Genomic DNA, 14,328 nt, shown 5'->3' on the forward strand with positions numbered 1-14,328 from the left:
GGGCGGAGGGCGGCGCGCGTGCCCGTGCGATGGCCCGCGCCGGGCGGTGACGGCCGGCACCGGGCAGTGGCAGTCCGTGCATGACAGGGCTGCCGCTGCCGGACGGGCGCCGGGCGGTGGCCCCCTGGTACCGGGGCGGTGTCGGGACGTGCCGGGTACCGCCGTCGGCGGGCGGGCGCTGCCGTCAGTGGGAAGGCACGGTGGCACGGTGAGTCGGTGGCGCGGTGGCGCGGTGGCGCGGTGGCGCGGTGGCGCGGTGGCGCGGCAACGGTTGACGTCCCCGGCCGACGGTCCGTCGGCCCCGGCGGGGCACCGCACCGGACGGACCCCGCCCCCGCCCCCGCCCGCACTCCCGTCTCCCCCTTCCGGCGTACGCCGTGAACCGCCCGGGTATCACCCGATCGGGACGGACGACGGCTGGTCAGTCGCCGCTCAGGGAGAAGGAGTTGGTGCCTCATGGCGAGCTGGTTCGAGGGGCCGCTGGCCGCCTTCGACACGGAGACGACGGGGGTGGACGTGGAGGCCGACCGGATAGTGTCGGCCGCCCTCGTCCTCCAGGACGCACCGGGACTCAGGCCGCGGATCACCCGCTGGCTGGTCAACCCGGGCGTGACGGTGCCGGGCGCGGCCACGGCGGTGCACGGGCTGACGGAGGAGCACCTCCAGCGGCACGGGCGCTGGCCGGCGCCCGTGATGTACGAGGTGGCGGAGGCGCTGGCCGACCAGGCGCGGGCCGGGCGCCCGCTGGTGGTGATGAACGCGCCGTTCGATCTGACGCTGCTGGACCGGGAGTTGCGCCGGCACCGGGCCTCCTCGCTGGGGCGCTGGCTGGACCGGGCGGCGCTGCACGTGCTCGACCCGTGGGTGCTGGACAAGCACCTGGACCGGTACCGCAAGGGCCGCCGCACCCTCACCGACCTGTGCGCGCACTACGGCGTCCCGCTGGAGGGCGCGCACGACGCGGCGGCCGACGCGCTGGCGGCGATGGAGGTGGTCCGGGCGCTGGGCCGCCGGTTCCCGGCCCGGCTGGAGCGGCTCTCCCCCGCCGAACTGCACGCCCGGCAGGCGGCGTGGCACGCGGGGCAGGCACGCGGGCTCCAGGCGTGGTTCGCGCTGAACGGCTCGGAGGAGCCGGTGGACCCGGCCTGGCCGCTGCGCCCGGGGGTGCCCGCGGCGGCGTGAGGGGCGGTACGGACCCGCCCCGCGCCCCGCTCCCCCGTCCGGCGCGCGCCGGACACCGCGCGCGGTCCGCCCGCCCCGGCTCCGGGCTCCGGGCATGAGAAAACCGGTCCGCCTGTGCGGACCGGTTTCTTCCCGGTGGGCGATACTGGGTTCGAACCAGTGACCTCTTCGGTGTGAACGAAGCGCTCTACCACTGAGCCAATCGCCCGGGAACGCACTGAACACTACAGGGCTCCGAGGGGTTGGTTCAAACCGCTTTCAGGTGCGCGGCCAGGCCGCGCCGCCCGGCGCGCATCATCAGCCGGTGGTTGGCCCGGAACAGCGGGCGGCCCGGTACGGCGAACCGGCGCAGCAGGTCCTTGCGGACGTCCACCTCCTGGTCGTAGTGGACGAGGGTGCCCTCTCCCCGGGGGGCCAGGGTCCAGCGCGCCCACCCCTCCATGTCCCCGCCCATCGCCGCCTCCAGCACCCCGGCCTCGGGGTCGCGCCGCGTCTCCCGCAGGGTGGCGGTGAGGTCGTAGGGGAGGAGGGAGCGGAAGCGGACGAGCGCGTGGGTGCGGTCGAGCCGGGTGACCTCGCGCACCTGGGGCCACCAGCGGGGGTAGTCCTCCAGCCGGTCCAGGGCCCGGTGGGCGGCGGGGAGGGGCGCCGGCAGGTCCCACAGACTGCGGAAGCGGTAATGGTTCCAGTCCATGGGGACAGTGTGGCGGGCTCCCCCGCGGCGCGGGTGCCGGACGGGCCGGTATTCACCCCGCGGTGTTCCGGGAAAAACCGGGGGGTATTTCCGGAGGGCGTTCACCGGATTCCCGCCGGACGCCCGCGCGTTGGGCTTCCCGGGTATGCGGATGAACGGCCGGAAGCGGCCCTTGATTTCACCTCGCGGCGGTTGTGACGGCGGAACGCCGCGCCGACGCCGCCGGATTCGCCCCGGGCCCCGCGCCGCGAGGAGCGATGACGGACCGTCACCTCCGACGCCGTACCACCCGCGCCGGCCGCCGCTCGCGTGACCAACGAAATGGCCCGGCCCACGATCGTGGGCCGGGCCATTCGATGATCCGGTGGGCGATACTGGGTTCGAACCAGTGACCTCTTCGGTGTGAACGAAGCGCTCTACCACTGAGCCAATCGCCCCGGGTGCAGGAAGAACATTACCCCATGTCAGGGGGTGCCCGTGACCATCGCCCGCCGCGGTCCGCGGCCGGTCACTGGTCCTTGACCTTCCAGGGCATGACCAGGCCGAACTTCCACACGTAGAAGCCGATGAATGCGGCCATGATCACCAGACCGACGGAGGTCAGGGCGATATTGCGCCGTCGTACGCGGGGGTCGAGGGCCCGCTGGGCGGCCTCGGTGACCTTCCGCTTGGTCCAGCGCAGTACAAGCTGGGCCCAGACGAACTCGGTCGACCAGATCGCCATGCCGCCGAAGATCACGACCCAGCCGGGACCGGGCAGCGGCAGCATGATCACGCCGATGACCACGACCGCCAGCCCGATCACGAAGACGCCGACCTGCCAGCTCACGTGGAGGGCGCGGCGGGCCCTGACGAACTCCGGTGCCCGGGAGCCGAGCGCCCGCCCGCCCCCGGTCCGGTCCGGCCCCGTGCCGCTCGACCCCGCTCCGTCTTCCTCCGGGCCGCCGTCGCCGGGCCCGTCACTCCCCGTATTCATATGACGGAACCCTACCCGAGCAATCCGATCACCGGAATGGACGCACCTTGACAAACGATCTCTCGGCCGGATGAGTTACATAAAGGCAGGCAAAACACGCAGAGGGGTTTACAACGGCAGCGTAGGTGGCATGTCGATTTCGCCGACGTGCGAATCCCCGAGCGCACACTGAGCGAAAGGCCCTGGCGCTTATGAACACCACGGTCAGCTGCGAGCTGCACCTGCGCCTCGTTGTGTCGAGCGAGTCCTCCCTGCCTGTCCCCGCAGGCCTGCGGTACGACACGGCCGATCCCTACGCCGTGCACGCCACCTTCCACACCGGAGCCGAGGAGACCGTCGAGTGGGTGTTCGCCCGCGACCTCCTCGCCGAAGGCCTCCACCGGCCCACCGGCACCGGCGACGTCCGCGTCTGGCCGTCGCGCAGCCACGGCCAGGGCGTCGTGTGCATCGCCCTCAGCTCCCCGGAGGGCGAGGCGCTGCTGGAGGCCCCCGCGCGGGCCCTGGAGTCCTTCCTGAAGCGCACCGACGCCGCCGTGCCGCCGGGCACGGAGCACCGGCACTTCGACCTCGATCAGGAGCTCTCGCACATCCTGGCGGAAAGCTAGGGCGCGAGGGCGCACCAGGCCGCCCGGCGCCGTCGACTCGGGGTGACGGCACGGGTACGGACAACCGCATACGGCACACGCCGACGCCGTCACCGCGCGATCGCACGGGGGCGGCACCGGTGCGCGCTCCCCCGGGCCCCGCGCCGCGGAAGCCACTACCATCGGCCAGCATCGGCGGGCGCCCGCCCGACCCCCAGGCCAGGGAGCGAATCGTGCTGATCACCCACGACACCCGGTGCGCGCTCGACACCGTGGTGGATCTGGTGAACACCGTGCCGGAGGAGACCTCGGCGGCGGACGGGCTGTCGGACCTCGCGGGCCTGGAGCGGTTCGTGGCGGCGCACGAGATCAGCGACGTGGGCTCCCTGACCGAGGGGGACCTCGCGGCGGTGCGGGAGATCCGCGGGCGGTTCTCGACGGTCTTCGCCGCGTCCGACGCGCGGGCCGCCGCCGAGCTGATCAACGAACTGGTCGCCGCGGCCGGCACCACGCCGCGCCTCACCGACCACGACGGCTACGACTGGCACATCCACTACTTCGCGCCCGGTGCCTCGATCGCGGACCACCTGGCCGCCGACTGCGGAATGGCGCTGGCCTTCTTCGTGGTCGCCGGGGAGCAGGAGCGGCTGCGCCGCTGCGAGGCCCCCGACTGCGGGCGGGCCTTCGTCGACCTGTCGCGCAACCGCTCCCGGCGGTACTGCGACAGCCGCACCTGCGGGAACCGGCTGCACGTGGCCGCCTACCGGGCGCGCCGCAAGGAGGCCGCGGGCTGAGTCGCGGCCCCCGGCGGGTGACGCCGGGGAGCGCGGGTACGGCTCACAGCAACAGCAGGTCGTGCAACGCGGCCATGAGCAGCAGACACCCGATCACCGCGAGGAAGATCATGAGCGGTGGCTGGGAAAGGGCGAAGAGGCAGCCGCGCGGTTCATGCTCCGGGAGCGCGGGGTCGCTCTGTCTCGTGTCCAGCTGTGTGTCCAGCTGAGTGGTGTCCTGCATCTCGCGGCGATGATGGCGCAGTTCAGGTGCCGCGCGCGATCACCTTGCCCGCATTGACCGGGAGTTCGCCGAATTCCGCAAGATCCCGCTCTGCCCGGTTCGGCTTGTGATCGTTCCGGAGCGGCCGGAGACCTCGGGGGACCGCCGGTCCGGACAGGGCGGCGGGCGGGCACCGGCCGGGGCCGGGCGCCCGCCCGGTCATATGCCGTGCTTCTTGAGGATGGCCTCGATGTCGCTGAAGTCGTCCTCACCGCGGGACGATCCGCTCCCCGGGCGGGCGACCGCGCGGGACGCCCCGCCCACGGCGGGCTTCGAGGCGGCGGGGGCCACCGCCCCGTCGCGGGGGGCGGCCCCGGCCGCTCCGCGCTCCTCGCGCGGGGCGCCGGCGCGGCGGCGCTCCACCGCACGGACGATCATGAACAGCAGCCAGGAGACGCCGAGCAGGGCGAAGCCGAGCCAGGCGGTCGGGCTGACGGCGAGGCCGGACAGCCACTTCACGGCCCCGGTCAGCACCAGGCCCAGCGGGACGAGGGCGTAGGCGGCGACCCGGACGGCCGCGAGGAAACGCCTTCGGTACGCGGTGACCGCGGCGATGCCCAGGCCGGCCGCGGACACCGCTGAGCAGACGGTCTCGGCAATCATGCGGTCCTCCAGGCTCGGTCGTGCGGTGGCGCTTCTCCCTTCCATCCTGCCCCGCCCCCACCCCTGGGCGCCATGTCCCGGGGTGAACATCAGGGACATCTCGGGGTCACCCTCCCACCGCGCACCCGGCCGGGCCCGCGCCGCCCCGGGCGATGCGAGGGGGCCGGGCGCGGGCTGGAAGACTGGGGGGATGAGTGACTCCGCCCCCGACCGCTCCCCCGCGGCCGTGCTCGACGTCTGGTTCGAGCTCCAGTGCCCCGACTGCCGTACCGCCCTCGACGATCTGCGCGCCCTGCGCGCCCGGTACGGCGAACGGCTGGACATCAGGCTCCGGCACTTCCCGCTGGAGAAGCACAAGCAGGCCTTCCCCGCCGCCCAGGCCGCCGAGGAGGCCGCGGCGCAGGGCCGGGGATGGCCGTACGCGGAGGCCGTCCTGGAGCGGGTCGAGGAGCTGGACCGCGGTGGCGAGCCGCTGCTCGTCGAGGTGGCCGGGGAGCTGGGGCTGGACGCGGAGGAGTTCGACACCGCCCTGATCGACGGACGGCACATCCTGATCGTGGACGCCGACCAGGCCGAGGGCAAGGCGATCGGCGTGACCGGCACCCCCACCTATGTGATCGGCGGCGAGCGGCTGGACGGCGGCAGGAGCCAGGAGGGGCTGCGCGAGCGGATCGAGGAGATCGCCGACCGGCTGCTGGCCGCCGCCCCGCAGGACTGACCCACCGCGCCGGAGCCCGGGCCACGGGTCCGGGAGCTCCCGGGCACCGTGCGGGCGTTCCCGGACCGGGCGTTCCCGGACGGGGTGGGCAGCCGGGGTCCGGGAGGTCCGGGGTCCCTGGGCCCTGTTCGGCGGGATGCGGACGTCCCCGGCCGGCGGCCGCGCCCGCACCGCCCGCCTCCCTCCCCCTACAGCAGGGGCTTGTAGTACGCGTACAGCGTCGGCACGTAGCCGAGTCCCTCGTAGAGCCGCTCGGCCGGGGTGTTGCCCGCGAAGACGTTGAGGCCGATCGCGCGGCGCCCGGCGGCCAGGGTCTGGGCCTCGGCCAGCAGCAGCAGTGTGCGGCCGTGCCCCCGGCCCCGGTGGGCGGCGTCGGCCTCGACGTCGAAGACGAACGACTGCTCGGCCTGGAGCGCGAGCCAGAGGGTGCCGACCCGGGTGCCCTCGTGCTCCAGCACGCTGATCAGCATGCCCTCGGTGTCCGCGCCGTGCGGCAGCAGCTTCTCGTGGTCGTGCCGGGCCTTGGCGCGGGCCTGCTCCTCGGTCATGCCGCGCTCGGTCCAGGCCCGGACGTACGACTCCGTCTCGGCCGCGAGCCACTCCACGAACTCGTCCGGCGTCATGGCCCGCGCGGTGCTGCCCGGGGGCAGGGCGGGCGCGGCACCGTCCAGCCGCTTGGCCATGTTCCTGTTGCGCAGGGTGTAGCCGAGGGCGCGGGCCAGCGCGGTGCCCGCCTCGGAGCCCGCCGGGACGGCCACCTCGAGCCTGCGGCAGCCCCAGCCCCGCGCCACCTCCTCGGCGGCGAGCGCCGCGACCGTGCCCCGGCCCCGGCGGCGGTCGGGTTCGTCGATGCTCAGGGAGTGGATCAGGGCCACCGCGCCACCGGACAAGGGGTCCGTGGCGAGGTGCACCGCACCGACGGGACGGCTGTTCACGCACACCTGGAAGTGGCGGGAACGGGTCCCGTCGGCCGCCTGCTGGAGCGGCTCGGTCGGCCGCAGGGTAGTGGTCATCAAGCGATTTCTACCCGGCGGGAGCGCGTGAATCAGCCCATTTCCCCGGGCTGTTGCCCCGCTCCCCGTGCCGCCCGGCCCCGGGGCGCCGGGCTTTCGGGGAACACCGCGGTCCCATGGGACCCCCGGGACCGGCGGGACCCGTGGGCCCCGGGAGTCCCGTTGGGCCCCGGGGTCCGTGGAGGTCACGGGTCCAGGTCGTCCGCGGCGCGCTCCTCGAAGACCCGCATGGCCTTGGCGGTCACCGGGCCGGGGGCGCCGGGCAGGGTGCGGCCGTCGATCCGGTGCACGGCCTGCACGTCCCGCAGGGTGGAGGTGAGGAAGACCTCGTCGGCGCGGTCCAGGACGTCCATCGGCAGATCGGTCTCCCGGGCGCCGGTCCACTCCACGGCCAGGGCCCGGGTGACGCCGGCGAGGCAGCCGGAGGCGAGCGGCGGGGTGTGGATCTCGCCGTCGAGCACGACGAAGACGTTGGAGCCGGTGCCCTCGCACAGCCGCCCCGCGGTGTTGCCGAACAGGGCCTCGCTGGCCCCCTGTTCGCGCGCGCGGGCGAGGGCGACGACGTTCTCGGCGTAGGAGGTCGTCTTCAGGCCGGTGAGCGCGCCACGTTCGTTGCGGGTCCAGGGCACCGTGATCACGGCGGTGGTGTCGGGGCGGCGTTCGGTCCCGCCGAGGGCCACGACCAGCGTGGTGCCCTGCTCACCGCGGTCCGAGCCGAGCGGGCCGTGGCCGCCGGTGTAGGTGATCCGCAGCCGGCCCAGCGGCATCGGGTTCGCCTCCAGGACGGCGGCGCAGGCGCGGCGGACCTCGTCGAGGTCCGGGTCGGGCAGGCCGAGGCCGCGGGCCGAGCGGGTCAGCCGGTCGAGGTGCCGGGTGAGGGCGAACGGCCTGCCGTCCGTCGTCCTGAGCGTCTCGAAGATGCCGTCGCCCACGGTCAGCCCGTGGTCGAGGACGGAGACGCGGGCGGACCGGATGTCCTGGAGCCCGCCGTCGAGCCAGATCTTCACGTGTGCAGTGCCTCTCCCGTGCCGTTCGCCTCGTACGTGCCAGACGCTACCGCGAGCAGCCGGGACGCCTTGAGTTCGGTCTCCCGCCACTCGTGTCCGGGATCGGACCCCCAGGTGATCCCGGCCCCGGTGCCGAAGCGCAGCGCCCCCTCGGCGCGGTCGATCCAGAAGGTGCGGATGCCGACGGCCAGCTCCCCCGTCCGCCGGTCGGCGTCGACCCAGCCGGTGCCGCCGCAGTAGGGGCCCCGGGGGGCGGTCTCCAGGGCGTCGATGATCCGCAGCGCGCTCGCCTTGGGCGCCCCGGTCACCGAGCCGGGCGGGAAGGCCGCGTCGAGCAGCTCCGGCCAGCCCGCGTCCGGGAGCAGTTCGCCGCGCACGGTGGACACGAGGTGCACGAGCCCGGGGTGCTTCTCGACGGCGCACAGGTCGGGCACGGTCACGCTGCCGCTGACGCAGACCCGGCCGATGTCGTTGCGGACGAGGTCCACGATCATCACGTTCTCGGCGAAGTCCTTCTCCAGCAGATCGTCCTCGGTCGCCCCGGTGCCCTTGATCGGCCCGGACTCCACGGTGCGCCCGGCGCGCCGCAGGAACAGCTCGGGGGAGGCGCCGGCGATCTCCACACCGTGGCCGGGGAGGCGGATCGTCATGGCGTAGGGGGCCGGGTTGCCGCGCGCCAGCAGCGCGGTGAGGGCGTCGGCGTCGGCGTCGGGGCCGACCGGGGCGGACAGGACGCGGCAGAGGTTGGCCTGGTAGACCTCCCCGGCCGCGATGTGCTCGCGGATCCGCCGCACCCCGGCGGTGTACGCCGCGCGGTCCAGCGAGGTCGTCCAGTCGCCGGGCCCCGGTCCGCGCCACCCCCCGGGCACCGGCGCGGGCACCGGCACGGTCCGTACGTCCGCGAAGCGCGCGCAGGTCACACGGCCCTCGAAGTCGGCGCAGACGGCCCAGAAGCCGGTGGAGTCGAGGGCGGCGGGGTCGCTCGTGACGTCGAGGAGGCCGGTCGCGAGGCGGTCCCCGAAACGCGCCAGGGGAGGGTGTTCGTGCACATGTCCGAGTCTAGGCTGGCCGTACGGGGGCGGCCCGGACGCCGTCCTCCGCGGGCCCCGGCCCGGTCCCGTACCGGAGCCACCGCAGCACGCTGCGCAAACGCGTTTTTGTGCTGGCCCGGGAATCCGCTAGAGTTCAACACGTCGCCGGGACGCGCAAGCGGACCGAACCGACAGGCGGACGTAGCTCAGTTGGTAGAGCGCAACCTTGCCAAGGTTGAGGTCGCGAGTTCGAACCTCGTCGTCCGCTCGCGAAACGATGGGGCCTCCCGGGCCCCTGCACTCCTGGTGGAGTGGCCGAGAGGCGAGGCAACGGCCTGCAAAGCCGTCTACACGGGTTCAAATCCCGTCTCCACCTCCAAGGACGATTAGCTCAGCGGGAGAGCGCTTCCCTGACACGGAAGAGGTCACTGGTTCAATCCCAGTATCGTCCACTGGTCCGCGAGGACCGACGGTCCGCGAGGGCCGCACCCCGCGCGATTAGCTCAGCGGGAGAGCGCTTCCCTGACACGGAAGAGGTCACTGGTTCAATCCCAGTATCGCGCACGCAGCACCACCGAGGACGATTAGCTCAGCGGGAGAGCGCTTCCCTGACACGGAAGAGGTCACTGGTTCAATCCCAGTATCGTCCACGCATCCGGAAGCCCCCGGCCGTTCCCCACGGCCGGGGGCTTCCGCGTTCCCGCCCGAGGGCCGTCCCGCGCTCCCCGGCGGGCGCCCGACGCCGCGCGCCGGCCACCGCGGAGCGCGGGACGCTCCTCAGCTGGAGAAGAGCATCCGCCCGAAGCCGCGCTGGCGGTAGTGCCCGTGGTGGCCCTGCGGGGCGCCCCAGGCGGGGGCCTGGGCCGCCGGGTAGGCCGGGGGCGCGGCGGCGGGGTACGCCTGCGGGGCCGCGGGCGGCGGCGGGGCGGGCTGGGCCCACTGGGCCTCCAGGCGGGTCAGCGCCTCCAGCTCGCCGTAGTCGAGGAAGATCCCCCGGCATCCGCTGCACTGCTCGATCTGCACGCCGTTGCGGTTGTAGGTGTGCATCGGTGCGTGGCACTTGGGGCACTGCATGGTCGGCTCAACTCCTCGCCGTTCGCTGCTGCTTCGCGTCTCGCCGGAACAGACTCCGTCCGGCCGCGGTCGGTTGCACCCTACTGCCCGCCGGGTGGGCTCAACCGCGCGAGGAGGACAGGGGGAGGGCGGCCATGCGCGCGCACGCGTCGATGACGCGGCGCTCCCCCTCGTCCGGCCGCCGGTCCGCCTCCGCCGCCTTGGTGAGGGCGCGGGCGGCGGTCTGCACGGTGAGGGCGCGCGCCGGGACCTCCAGGACGGGCCAGGGGTCCCCGTCCGGTGGGACGGCCGGGCCGCGCGCCGCCCGGTAGGCGGCCAGGAAGCGGTCCCACTCCCCCGACGGGAGCAGGCCGCAGGCGTACCAGGCGGCGGGGCGGGCCAGGTCCCAGGCCGGTACACCCGCGCCCAGGTCGTCGACGTCGATCAGCAGCCAGGGGCCCCGGGGGACGGGGTGCCGCACGAGTTGGCCGAGGTGGAAGTCGCCGTGGCACAGGGCGGCGCCCTCCCGGGGCATCGGGGCCTCGCCGCGGGCCCAGGCGGGGAGGGTGTCCCAGGCCCGCAGCACGGCCGCGGTGTCGGCCCCGGGGCGGGGCAGGGCCCGCAGGGCGGCGACGGCCCGGGAGGTCTTGGCGGGGCCGCGCATCGGGGGCGGCGCCGGGGGCAGGGGGCTGCGGTGCAGGCGGGCGAGGAGGGTGGCGGCGGCCTCCCAGGGGGCCGCGTCGGGGTCGCCGGGGTCCACCGGGCGGCCGTGGGGCCAGTAGGTCACGAGACGGCCGTGGAGGGTGGCCGGGGCCGGGGCGAGCGGGGGCAGCAGGACGCCGGGGAGTCCGGCGGCGACGGCGACGCGGTGGGCGAGGCCGTCGGGGTCGCTGTCCGGCGCGTGCGCCTTGGCGACGGCGGCGGCATGGCGGACGACGGTGGTGTCGGGGCGCTGCGCGAGGGTGGCGGACGGGCAGTCGCAGTGCGGCACGGCGGGCGGGGCGCCCTGCCCGGCGGGGGCGTGGGCGACCGCTCGGACACGGTCGGCGAGCGCGGCGAGGAGGGGGGCGGGGGTCACGGTGGGTGAGCGTAGCGCCGGGCGGGGCGCGGGGACGCGACCGACGGGGGCGGGGCGCCGGGCGGCGGGCGCGGAGTCACGGGCGGCCGGGCCCGGTGGGGAAGGGCAGGGAAGGGCGGGGAAGCGGGGTCGCCCCGGAGAAAGCCCCGCCCCGACGGGGGAGCCTCGCGCCGGAGGGCGAGAGGGGATGCCGGCGCGGCTTCCCCAGCCGCGCCGGCATCGTGCCGTCCGCCGCACCCCCGTCCCCACGGGGTTTCCCGGGTGGGTGCCCACTGCCCGGACCGCTCTTCCGGGTCTGGGGGCGCCGCTCAGCGCCCCAGCACCGCACCCACGGACGACGCCTGTGTGGCCACCGTCTCCCACCCGTCGAAGACGAGGAGGAGCAGGGCCGCCAGGGGCAGGGCCATCAGCGTCGCCACCGCGGGGTGGCGGCGTTCCGGGCGGTCGCGGTCGTCCCGCGTGCGGAGCGGGGTCCGCGCTGCCGTCCGGATCATGGTCCTCTCCTGGCCGTCTCGCATGTCGTACCGGTGGTCCGTCCTGATGGCGGCGGGCGTCTGACCTCGGGGGACGAGTACGGCACCCGCCGCTCGACCACAAATCTAGGCGTCCGCCGATTCCCCGACGTCATGCCCTCGTACCGCTTGCCGGGCCTCCCGGAGGATGAGCCGCCGCCCGCGGTGTACTCCCCTGGGTGGAGACGGGCTTCCCCGCCTCGGGGTCTTCCCGGAAGGGTCGTGCGGGTCATCCCCCGGGTGACTTCCCTCACTCCCCCCGGGGAACCCCGACGCCACTTCCGCCCCACCCGCCCCGTACGCCCCGGGCCCGTCCCCGCTCGGGGCCAACCCCCGCGGGACGCTGGGACGTTGGCCCCGTACCGTCCCGCGCCGCCCGGTGTCCGGGCCCGCCGACGCCCCCTCAACTCTCCCGTTCCGTACCGACAATCCGCCGCCCCGAGAGGGCGCGGCCTCTGCCCCCGGACGGGTGGGGAAACGTAAGCTGGGGCACGTCACAGGACCGGGCAGCGGGGATGAACATGGCGATGATGCGCCTGAGGCGCGAGGACCCGCGCGTCGTCGGCTCGTTCAGGCTTCACCGACGGCTGGGCGCGGGCGGGATGGGCGTGGTCTACCTGGGCTCCGACAAGAAGGGGCAGCGGGTCGCGCTGAAGGTCATCCGCCCGGATCTGGCGGAGGATCAGGAGTTCCGCTCCCGCTTCGCCCGGGAGGTGTCGGCGGCCCGGCGCATCCGCGGCGGCTGCACCGCCCGGCTGGTCGCCGCCGACCTGGACGCGGAGCGCCCCTGGTTCGCCACCCAGTACGTGCCCGGCCCGTCCCTGCACGACAAGGTCGTCGACGACGGGCCGCTCTGCGCGGCCGACGTCGCCTCGGTGGGCGCCGCCCTCTCGGAGGGCCTGGTCGCCGTCCACGAGGCGGGCGTGGTGCACCGGGACCTGAAGCCGTCCAACATCCTGCTCTCCCCCAAGGGCCCGCGCATCATCGACTTCGGGATCGCGTGGGCCACGGGGGCCTCGACGCTGACCCACGTCGGCACGGCCGTCGGCTCCCCCGGCTTCCTCGCTCCCGAGCAGGTCCGGGGCGCCGCCGTCACCCCGGCCACGGACGTGTTCTCGCTCGGCGCCACCCTCGCCTACGCCTCGATGGGCGACTCGCCCTTCGGGCACGGGAGTTCCGAGGTGATGCTGTACCGCGTGGTGCACGAGGAGGCCCAGCTCCAGGACGTCCCGGACGCCCTGGCCCCGCTGGTGCGGGCCTGTCTGGCGAAGGACCCCGAGGACCGGCCCACCACCCTGCAGCTCTCGCTGCGGCTCAGAGAGATCGCCACCCGGGAGGCCCAGGGCCTCGCCGACGTGCGGCCGCCCGCGCCCCGCCCGGCGGAGGCGGACCAGCACTCCGGCCGGCTCGCGGACACCTACCCGGAACGGACGCCGAGGCGCTCCCCCGGCCGTGCCGGGGGCCGGGGCACCCCGGCCGCGCGGGGCACCGGCTCCCGCGGTCCCGCCTCCGGGGCCGAGCCGGGTTCGCTGCCCGGCCGGGGCCCCGGCCCCGCGCGCGGCGGGACCCCCTCGCGCGGCGGCACGTCCTCCCGGGGCGGCGGCCAGGCGCGCGGCGGCTCCCGGGGCACCGGGACGGGCGCGCGCCCCACGCCCGCCATGCCCAGGTCCGCCCGCGGCGGCAGCGGCACCGGGACGGGGCGTACCGCCACCCGCCCCGGCCCCGGCCGCACCGGCCCCCGCAGCGGGGCGGGGCGTCCGCGGCAACGGCCCACCGGGACCGGGCTGCGGCCCGCCAACCCGCGGCTGCTGCGCCAGCGGCTCTTCGTCTTCGTCGTCGTGACGCTGCTGGTCGCGCTGGGCATCGCGGCGGCCCAGGGCTGCCAGGGCCCGTCGAACGGGCTCGGCGGCGAGCGGGGCGGCCCGCACGCGCACCACGCCATGCTCCGCTCCCCGGCGCCGCCGGAGCACCCGCCGTCACCGGCGGGACCGGGCGTCGGCGGGCCGGGCGGCTATCCTCCGGTGGCCACGGCGTAGAAGGCGACGGCGGCCGCCGCGCCGACGTTGAGCGAGTCGACCCCGTGGGACATGGGGATGCGCACCCGGCTGTCCGCGGCGGCCAGGGCCCGGCGGGAGAGTCCGCTGCCCTCGGCGCCGAGCATCAGCGCGACCCGCTCCATGTGCTGCGGGGCGGTCTCCGCCAGGGTGCGGGCCTCCGGGTCGGGAGTGAGGGCGAGGAGGGTGAAACCCGCCACCCGGACCTCGTCCAGCCCGCCCGGCCAGCGGTCGAGGCGGGCGTACGGCACCGAGAAGACGGCGCCCATGGAGACCTTGACGCTGCGCCGGTAGAGCGGGTCGGCGCAGTCCGGGGAGAGCAGGACGGCGTCCATGCCGAGGGCGGCGGCGGAGCGGAAGATCGCGCCGATGTTGGTGTGGTCGTTGACGGACTCCATGACGACGACCCGGCGGGCGGCGCCCAGGACGTCGGCCGGGGCGGGCAGCGGTCTGCGCTCCATGGAGGCGAGGGCGCCGCGGTGCACGTGGTAGCCGGTGACGCGTTCCGCGAGGGCCGGTTCGACGACGTACACGGGGGCGGTGGACCGGTCGATGACGTCGCGCAGGGCGTCGACCCACTTGGCCGACAGCAGCATGGAGCGCATCGCGAAGCCCGCGTCCCCGGCCCGCCGGATCACCTTCTCGCCCTCGGCGATGAACAGGCCCTCGGCGGGCTCGCGGCGGCGGCGCAGTTCGACGTCGGTCAGGTCGGTGTAGTCGCCGAGGCGGGGGTCGTCGGGGTCGTCGACGGTGATGGGCTCCGCCAT

At 75.2% G+C, this 14,328-nt stretch carries 16 protein-coding genes and 7 tRNA genes; 10 read left to right on the plus strand and 13 right to left on the minus strand.

What is annotated here, in order from left to right; genetic code table 11:
- The first annotated feature begins 456 nt into the window (after nt 1–456).
- Entirely contained in the window at nt 457–1,182 is a 726-nt protein-coding gene (locus ACZ7LB_RS16925; protein WP_471468919.1) for an exonuclease domain-containing protein, read from the plus strand.
- 136 nt (nt 1,183–1,318) lie between these two features.
- Here ACZ7LB_RS16925 and ACZ7LB_RS16930 read toward each other — a convergent pair.
- The 4 genes from ACZ7LB_RS16930 to ACZ7LB_RS16945 form a co-directional block, all read right to left on the minus strand.
- A tRNA-Val gene (locus tag ACZ7LB_RS16930) sits at nt 1,319–1,390 on the minus strand.
- A gap of 39 nt (nt 1,391–1,429) precedes the next feature.
- The gene (locus ACZ7LB_RS16935) at nt 1,430–1,876 is read right to left on the minus strand and encodes an SRPBCC family protein (RefSeq protein WP_471468921.1); all 447 of its coding nucleotides are present in this window, start codon (nt 1,874–1,876) and stop codon (nt 1,430–1,432) included.
- 365 nt (nt 1,877–2,241) lie between these two features.
- A tRNA-Val gene (locus ACZ7LB_RS16940) sits at nt 2,242–2,313 on the minus strand.
- Nucleotides 2,314–2,384: 71 nt separating this feature from the next.
- Nucleotides 2,385–2,852, minus strand: a complete 468-nt coding sequence (locus tag ACZ7LB_RS16945; RefSeq protein ID WP_471468923.1) for a TIGR02611 family protein — start codon at nt 2,850–2,852, stop codon at nt 2,385–2,387.
- A gap of 191 nt (nt 2,853–3,043) precedes the next feature.
- On the opposite strand from ACZ7LB_RS16945, the gene ACZ7LB_RS16950 reads away from it, so the two are divergent.
- Together ACZ7LB_RS16950 and ACZ7LB_RS16955 are read left to right on the plus strand one after the other, a co-directional pair.
- Nucleotides 3,044–3,457, plus strand: coding sequence for an SsgA family sporulation/cell division regulator (locus ACZ7LB_RS16950; RefSeq protein ID WP_004002642.1), 414 nt, complete (start codon nt 3,044–3,046; stop codon nt 3,455–3,457).
- Between the two features lie 212 nt (nt 3,458–3,669).
- Complete coding sequence (locus ACZ7LB_RS16955) at nt 3,670–4,230, plus strand: CGNR zinc finger domain-containing protein (protein ID WP_471468925.1); 561 nt, start codon at nt 3,670–3,672, stop codon at nt 4,228–4,230.
- 43 nt (nt 4,231–4,273) lie between these two features.
- Here ACZ7LB_RS16955 and ACZ7LB_RS16960 read toward each other — a convergent pair whose 3' ends face one another.
- Nucleotides 4,274–4,453, minus strand: a complete 180-nt coding sequence (locus tag ACZ7LB_RS16960) for a hypothetical protein (protein ID WP_161228175.1) — start codon at nt 4,451–4,453, stop codon at nt 4,274–4,276.
- A 198-nt stretch (nt 4,454–4,651) separates the two neighbouring features.
- Complete coding sequence (locus ACZ7LB_RS16965; RefSeq protein WP_471468927.1) at nt 4,652–5,095, minus strand: hypothetical protein; 444 nt, start codon at nt 5,093–5,095, stop codon at nt 4,652–4,654.
- 190 nt (nt 5,096–5,285) lie between these two features.
- On the opposite strand from ACZ7LB_RS16965, the gene ACZ7LB_RS16970 reads away from it, so the two are divergent.
- Nucleotides 5,286–5,813 (plus strand): DsbA family protein, encoded by a 528-nt coding sequence (locus tag ACZ7LB_RS16970; protein WP_471468929.1) that lies wholly within the window; start codon nt 5,286–5,288, stop codon nt 5,811–5,813.
- A 188-nt stretch (nt 5,814–6,001) separates the two neighbouring features.
- On the opposite strand, the gene ACZ7LB_RS16975 is transcribed toward ACZ7LB_RS16970, so the two are convergent.
- From ACZ7LB_RS16975 to ACZ7LB_RS16985, 3 genes are all read right to left on the minus strand, one after another.
- The gene (locus ACZ7LB_RS16975; protein ID WP_471468930.1) at nt 6,002–6,826 is read right to left on the minus strand and encodes a GNAT family N-acetyltransferase; all 825 of its coding nucleotides are present in this window, start codon (nt 6,824–6,826) and stop codon (nt 6,002–6,004) included.
- A gap of 185 nt (nt 6,827–7,011) precedes the next feature.
- Entirely contained in the window at nt 7,012–7,833 is an 822-nt protein-coding gene (locus ACZ7LB_RS16980) for an aminotransferase class IV (protein WP_471468931.1), read from the minus strand.
- On the minus strand, nt 7,830–8,882 hold the full coding sequence (locus tag ACZ7LB_RS16985) for a chorismate-binding protein (protein WP_471468933.1): 1,053 nt from the start codon (nt 8,880–8,882) through the stop codon (nt 7,830–7,832). The genes ACZ7LB_RS16980 and ACZ7LB_RS16985 overlap by 4 nt, the downstream gene beginning before the upstream one ends.
- 177 nt (nt 8,883–9,059) lie before the next feature.
- On the opposite strand from ACZ7LB_RS16985, the gene ACZ7LB_RS16990 reads away from it, so the two are divergent.
- The 5 genes from ACZ7LB_RS16990 to ACZ7LB_RS17010 all read left to right on the plus strand — a co-directional run bounded on the left by ACZ7LB_RS16990 (nt 9,060) and on the right by ACZ7LB_RS17010 (nt 9,514).
- Nucleotides 9,060–9,132, plus strand: a tRNA-Gly gene (locus ACZ7LB_RS16990).
- Between the two features lie 37 nt (nt 9,133–9,169).
- Nucleotides 9,170–9,243 (plus strand) — tRNA-Cys (locus ACZ7LB_RS16995).
- A gap of 1 nt (nt 9,244) precedes the next feature.
- Nucleotides 9,245–9,316: transfer RNA gene (locus ACZ7LB_RS17000), tRNA-Val, on the plus strand.
- A gap of 40 nt (nt 9,317–9,356) precedes the next feature.
- Nucleotides 9,357–9,428, plus strand: a tRNA-Val gene (locus ACZ7LB_RS17005).
- 14 nt (nt 9,429–9,442) lie between these two features.
- Nucleotides 9,443–9,514 (plus strand) — tRNA-Val (locus ACZ7LB_RS17010).
- Between the two features lie 127 nt (nt 9,515–9,641).
- Here the strand turns inward: ACZ7LB_RS17010 and ACZ7LB_RS17015 are convergent.
- From ACZ7LB_RS17015 to ACZ7LB_RS17025, 3 genes are all read right to left on the minus strand, one after another.
- Nucleotides 9,642–9,938: a TFIIB-type zinc ribbon-containing protein gene (locus ACZ7LB_RS17015; protein ID WP_161228165.1), complete on the minus strand. Its 297-nt coding sequence runs from the start codon at nt 9,936–9,938 to the stop codon at nt 9,642–9,644.
- Between the two features lie 100 nt (nt 9,939–10,038).
- Nucleotides 10,039–10,995, minus strand: a complete 957-nt coding sequence (locus ACZ7LB_RS17020; RefSeq protein ID WP_471468936.1) for a phosphotransferase family protein — start codon at nt 10,993–10,995, stop codon at nt 10,039–10,041.
- Nucleotides 10,996–11,303: 308 nt separating this feature from the next.
- The gene (locus ACZ7LB_RS17025; protein ID WP_471468937.1) at nt 11,304–11,489 is read right to left on the minus strand and encodes a hypothetical protein; all 186 of its coding nucleotides are present in this window, start codon (nt 11,487–11,489) and stop codon (nt 11,304–11,306) included.
- 533 nt (nt 11,490–12,022) lie between these two features.
- On the opposite strand from ACZ7LB_RS17025, the gene ACZ7LB_RS17030 reads away from it, so the two are divergent.
- The gene (locus ACZ7LB_RS17030) at nt 12,023–13,543 is read left to right on the plus strand and encodes a serine/threonine-protein kinase (protein ID WP_471468939.1); all 1,521 of its coding nucleotides are present in this window, start codon (nt 12,023–12,025) and stop codon (nt 13,541–13,543) included.
- On the opposite strand, the gene ACZ7LB_RS17035 is transcribed toward ACZ7LB_RS17030, so the two are convergent.
- Entirely contained in the window at nt 13,519–14,328 is an 810-nt protein-coding gene (locus tag ACZ7LB_RS17035; RefSeq protein WP_471468940.1) for a TrmH family RNA methyltransferase, read from the minus strand. The two genes, ACZ7LB_RS17030 and ACZ7LB_RS17035, sit on opposite strands and share 25 nt — an antisense overlap.

It is taken from the genome of Streptomyces sp. NPDC107521 (assembly GCF_055598485.1).

What these genes read in the sequence shown, in the direction of transcription:
- ACZ7LB_RS16965 (WP_471468927.1), bottom strand. Translation starts at nt 5,095, where the DNA reads ATGATTGCCGAGACCGTCTGCTCAGCGGTGTCCGCGGCCGGCCTGGGC.
- ACZ7LB_RS16970 (WP_471468929.1), top strand. Translation starts at nt 5,286, where the DNA reads ATGAGTGACTCCGCCCCCGACCGCTCCCCCGCGGCCGTGCTCGACGTC.
- ACZ7LB_RS17025 (WP_471468937.1), bottom strand. Translation starts at nt 11,489, where the DNA reads ATGATCCGGACGGCAGCGCGGACCCCGCTCCGCACGCGGGACGACCGC.
- ACZ7LB_RS16925 (WP_471468919.1), top strand. Translation starts at nt 457, where the DNA reads ATGGCGAGCTGGTTCGAGGGGCCGCTGGCCGCCTTCGACACGGAGACG.
- ACZ7LB_RS16975 (WP_471468930.1), bottom strand. Translation starts at nt 6,826, where the DNA reads ATGACCACTACCCTGCGGCCGACCGAGCCGCTCCAGCAGGCGGCCGAC.
- ACZ7LB_RS17030 (WP_471468939.1), top strand. Translation starts at nt 12,023, where the DNA reads ATGAACATGGCGATGATGCGCCTGAGGCGCGAGGACCCGCGCGTCGTC.
- ACZ7LB_RS17035 (WP_471468940.1), bottom strand. Translation starts at nt 14,328, where the DNA reads ATGGCGGAGCCCATCACCGTCGACGACCCCGACGACCCCCGCCTCGGC.
- ACZ7LB_RS17015 (WP_161228165.1), bottom strand. Translation starts at nt 9,938, where the DNA reads ATGCAGTGCCCCAAGTGCCACGCACCGATGCACACCTACAACCGCAAC.
- ACZ7LB_RS16935 (WP_471468921.1), bottom strand. Translation starts at nt 1,876, where the DNA reads ATGGACTGGAACCATTACCGCTTCCGCAGTCTGTGGGACCTGCCGGCG.
- ACZ7LB_RS16950 (WP_004002642.1), top strand. Translation starts at nt 3,044, where the DNA reads ATGAACACCACGGTCAGCTGCGAGCTGCACCTGCGCCTCGTTGTGTCG.
- ACZ7LB_RS16960 (WP_161228175.1), bottom strand. Translation starts at nt 4,453, where the DNA reads ATGCAGGACACCACTCAGCTGGACACACAGCTGGACACGAGACAGAGC.
- ACZ7LB_RS16945 (WP_471468923.1), bottom strand. Translation starts at nt 2,852, where the DNA reads ATGAATACGGGGAGTGACGGGCCCGGCGACGGCGGCCCGGAGGAAGAC.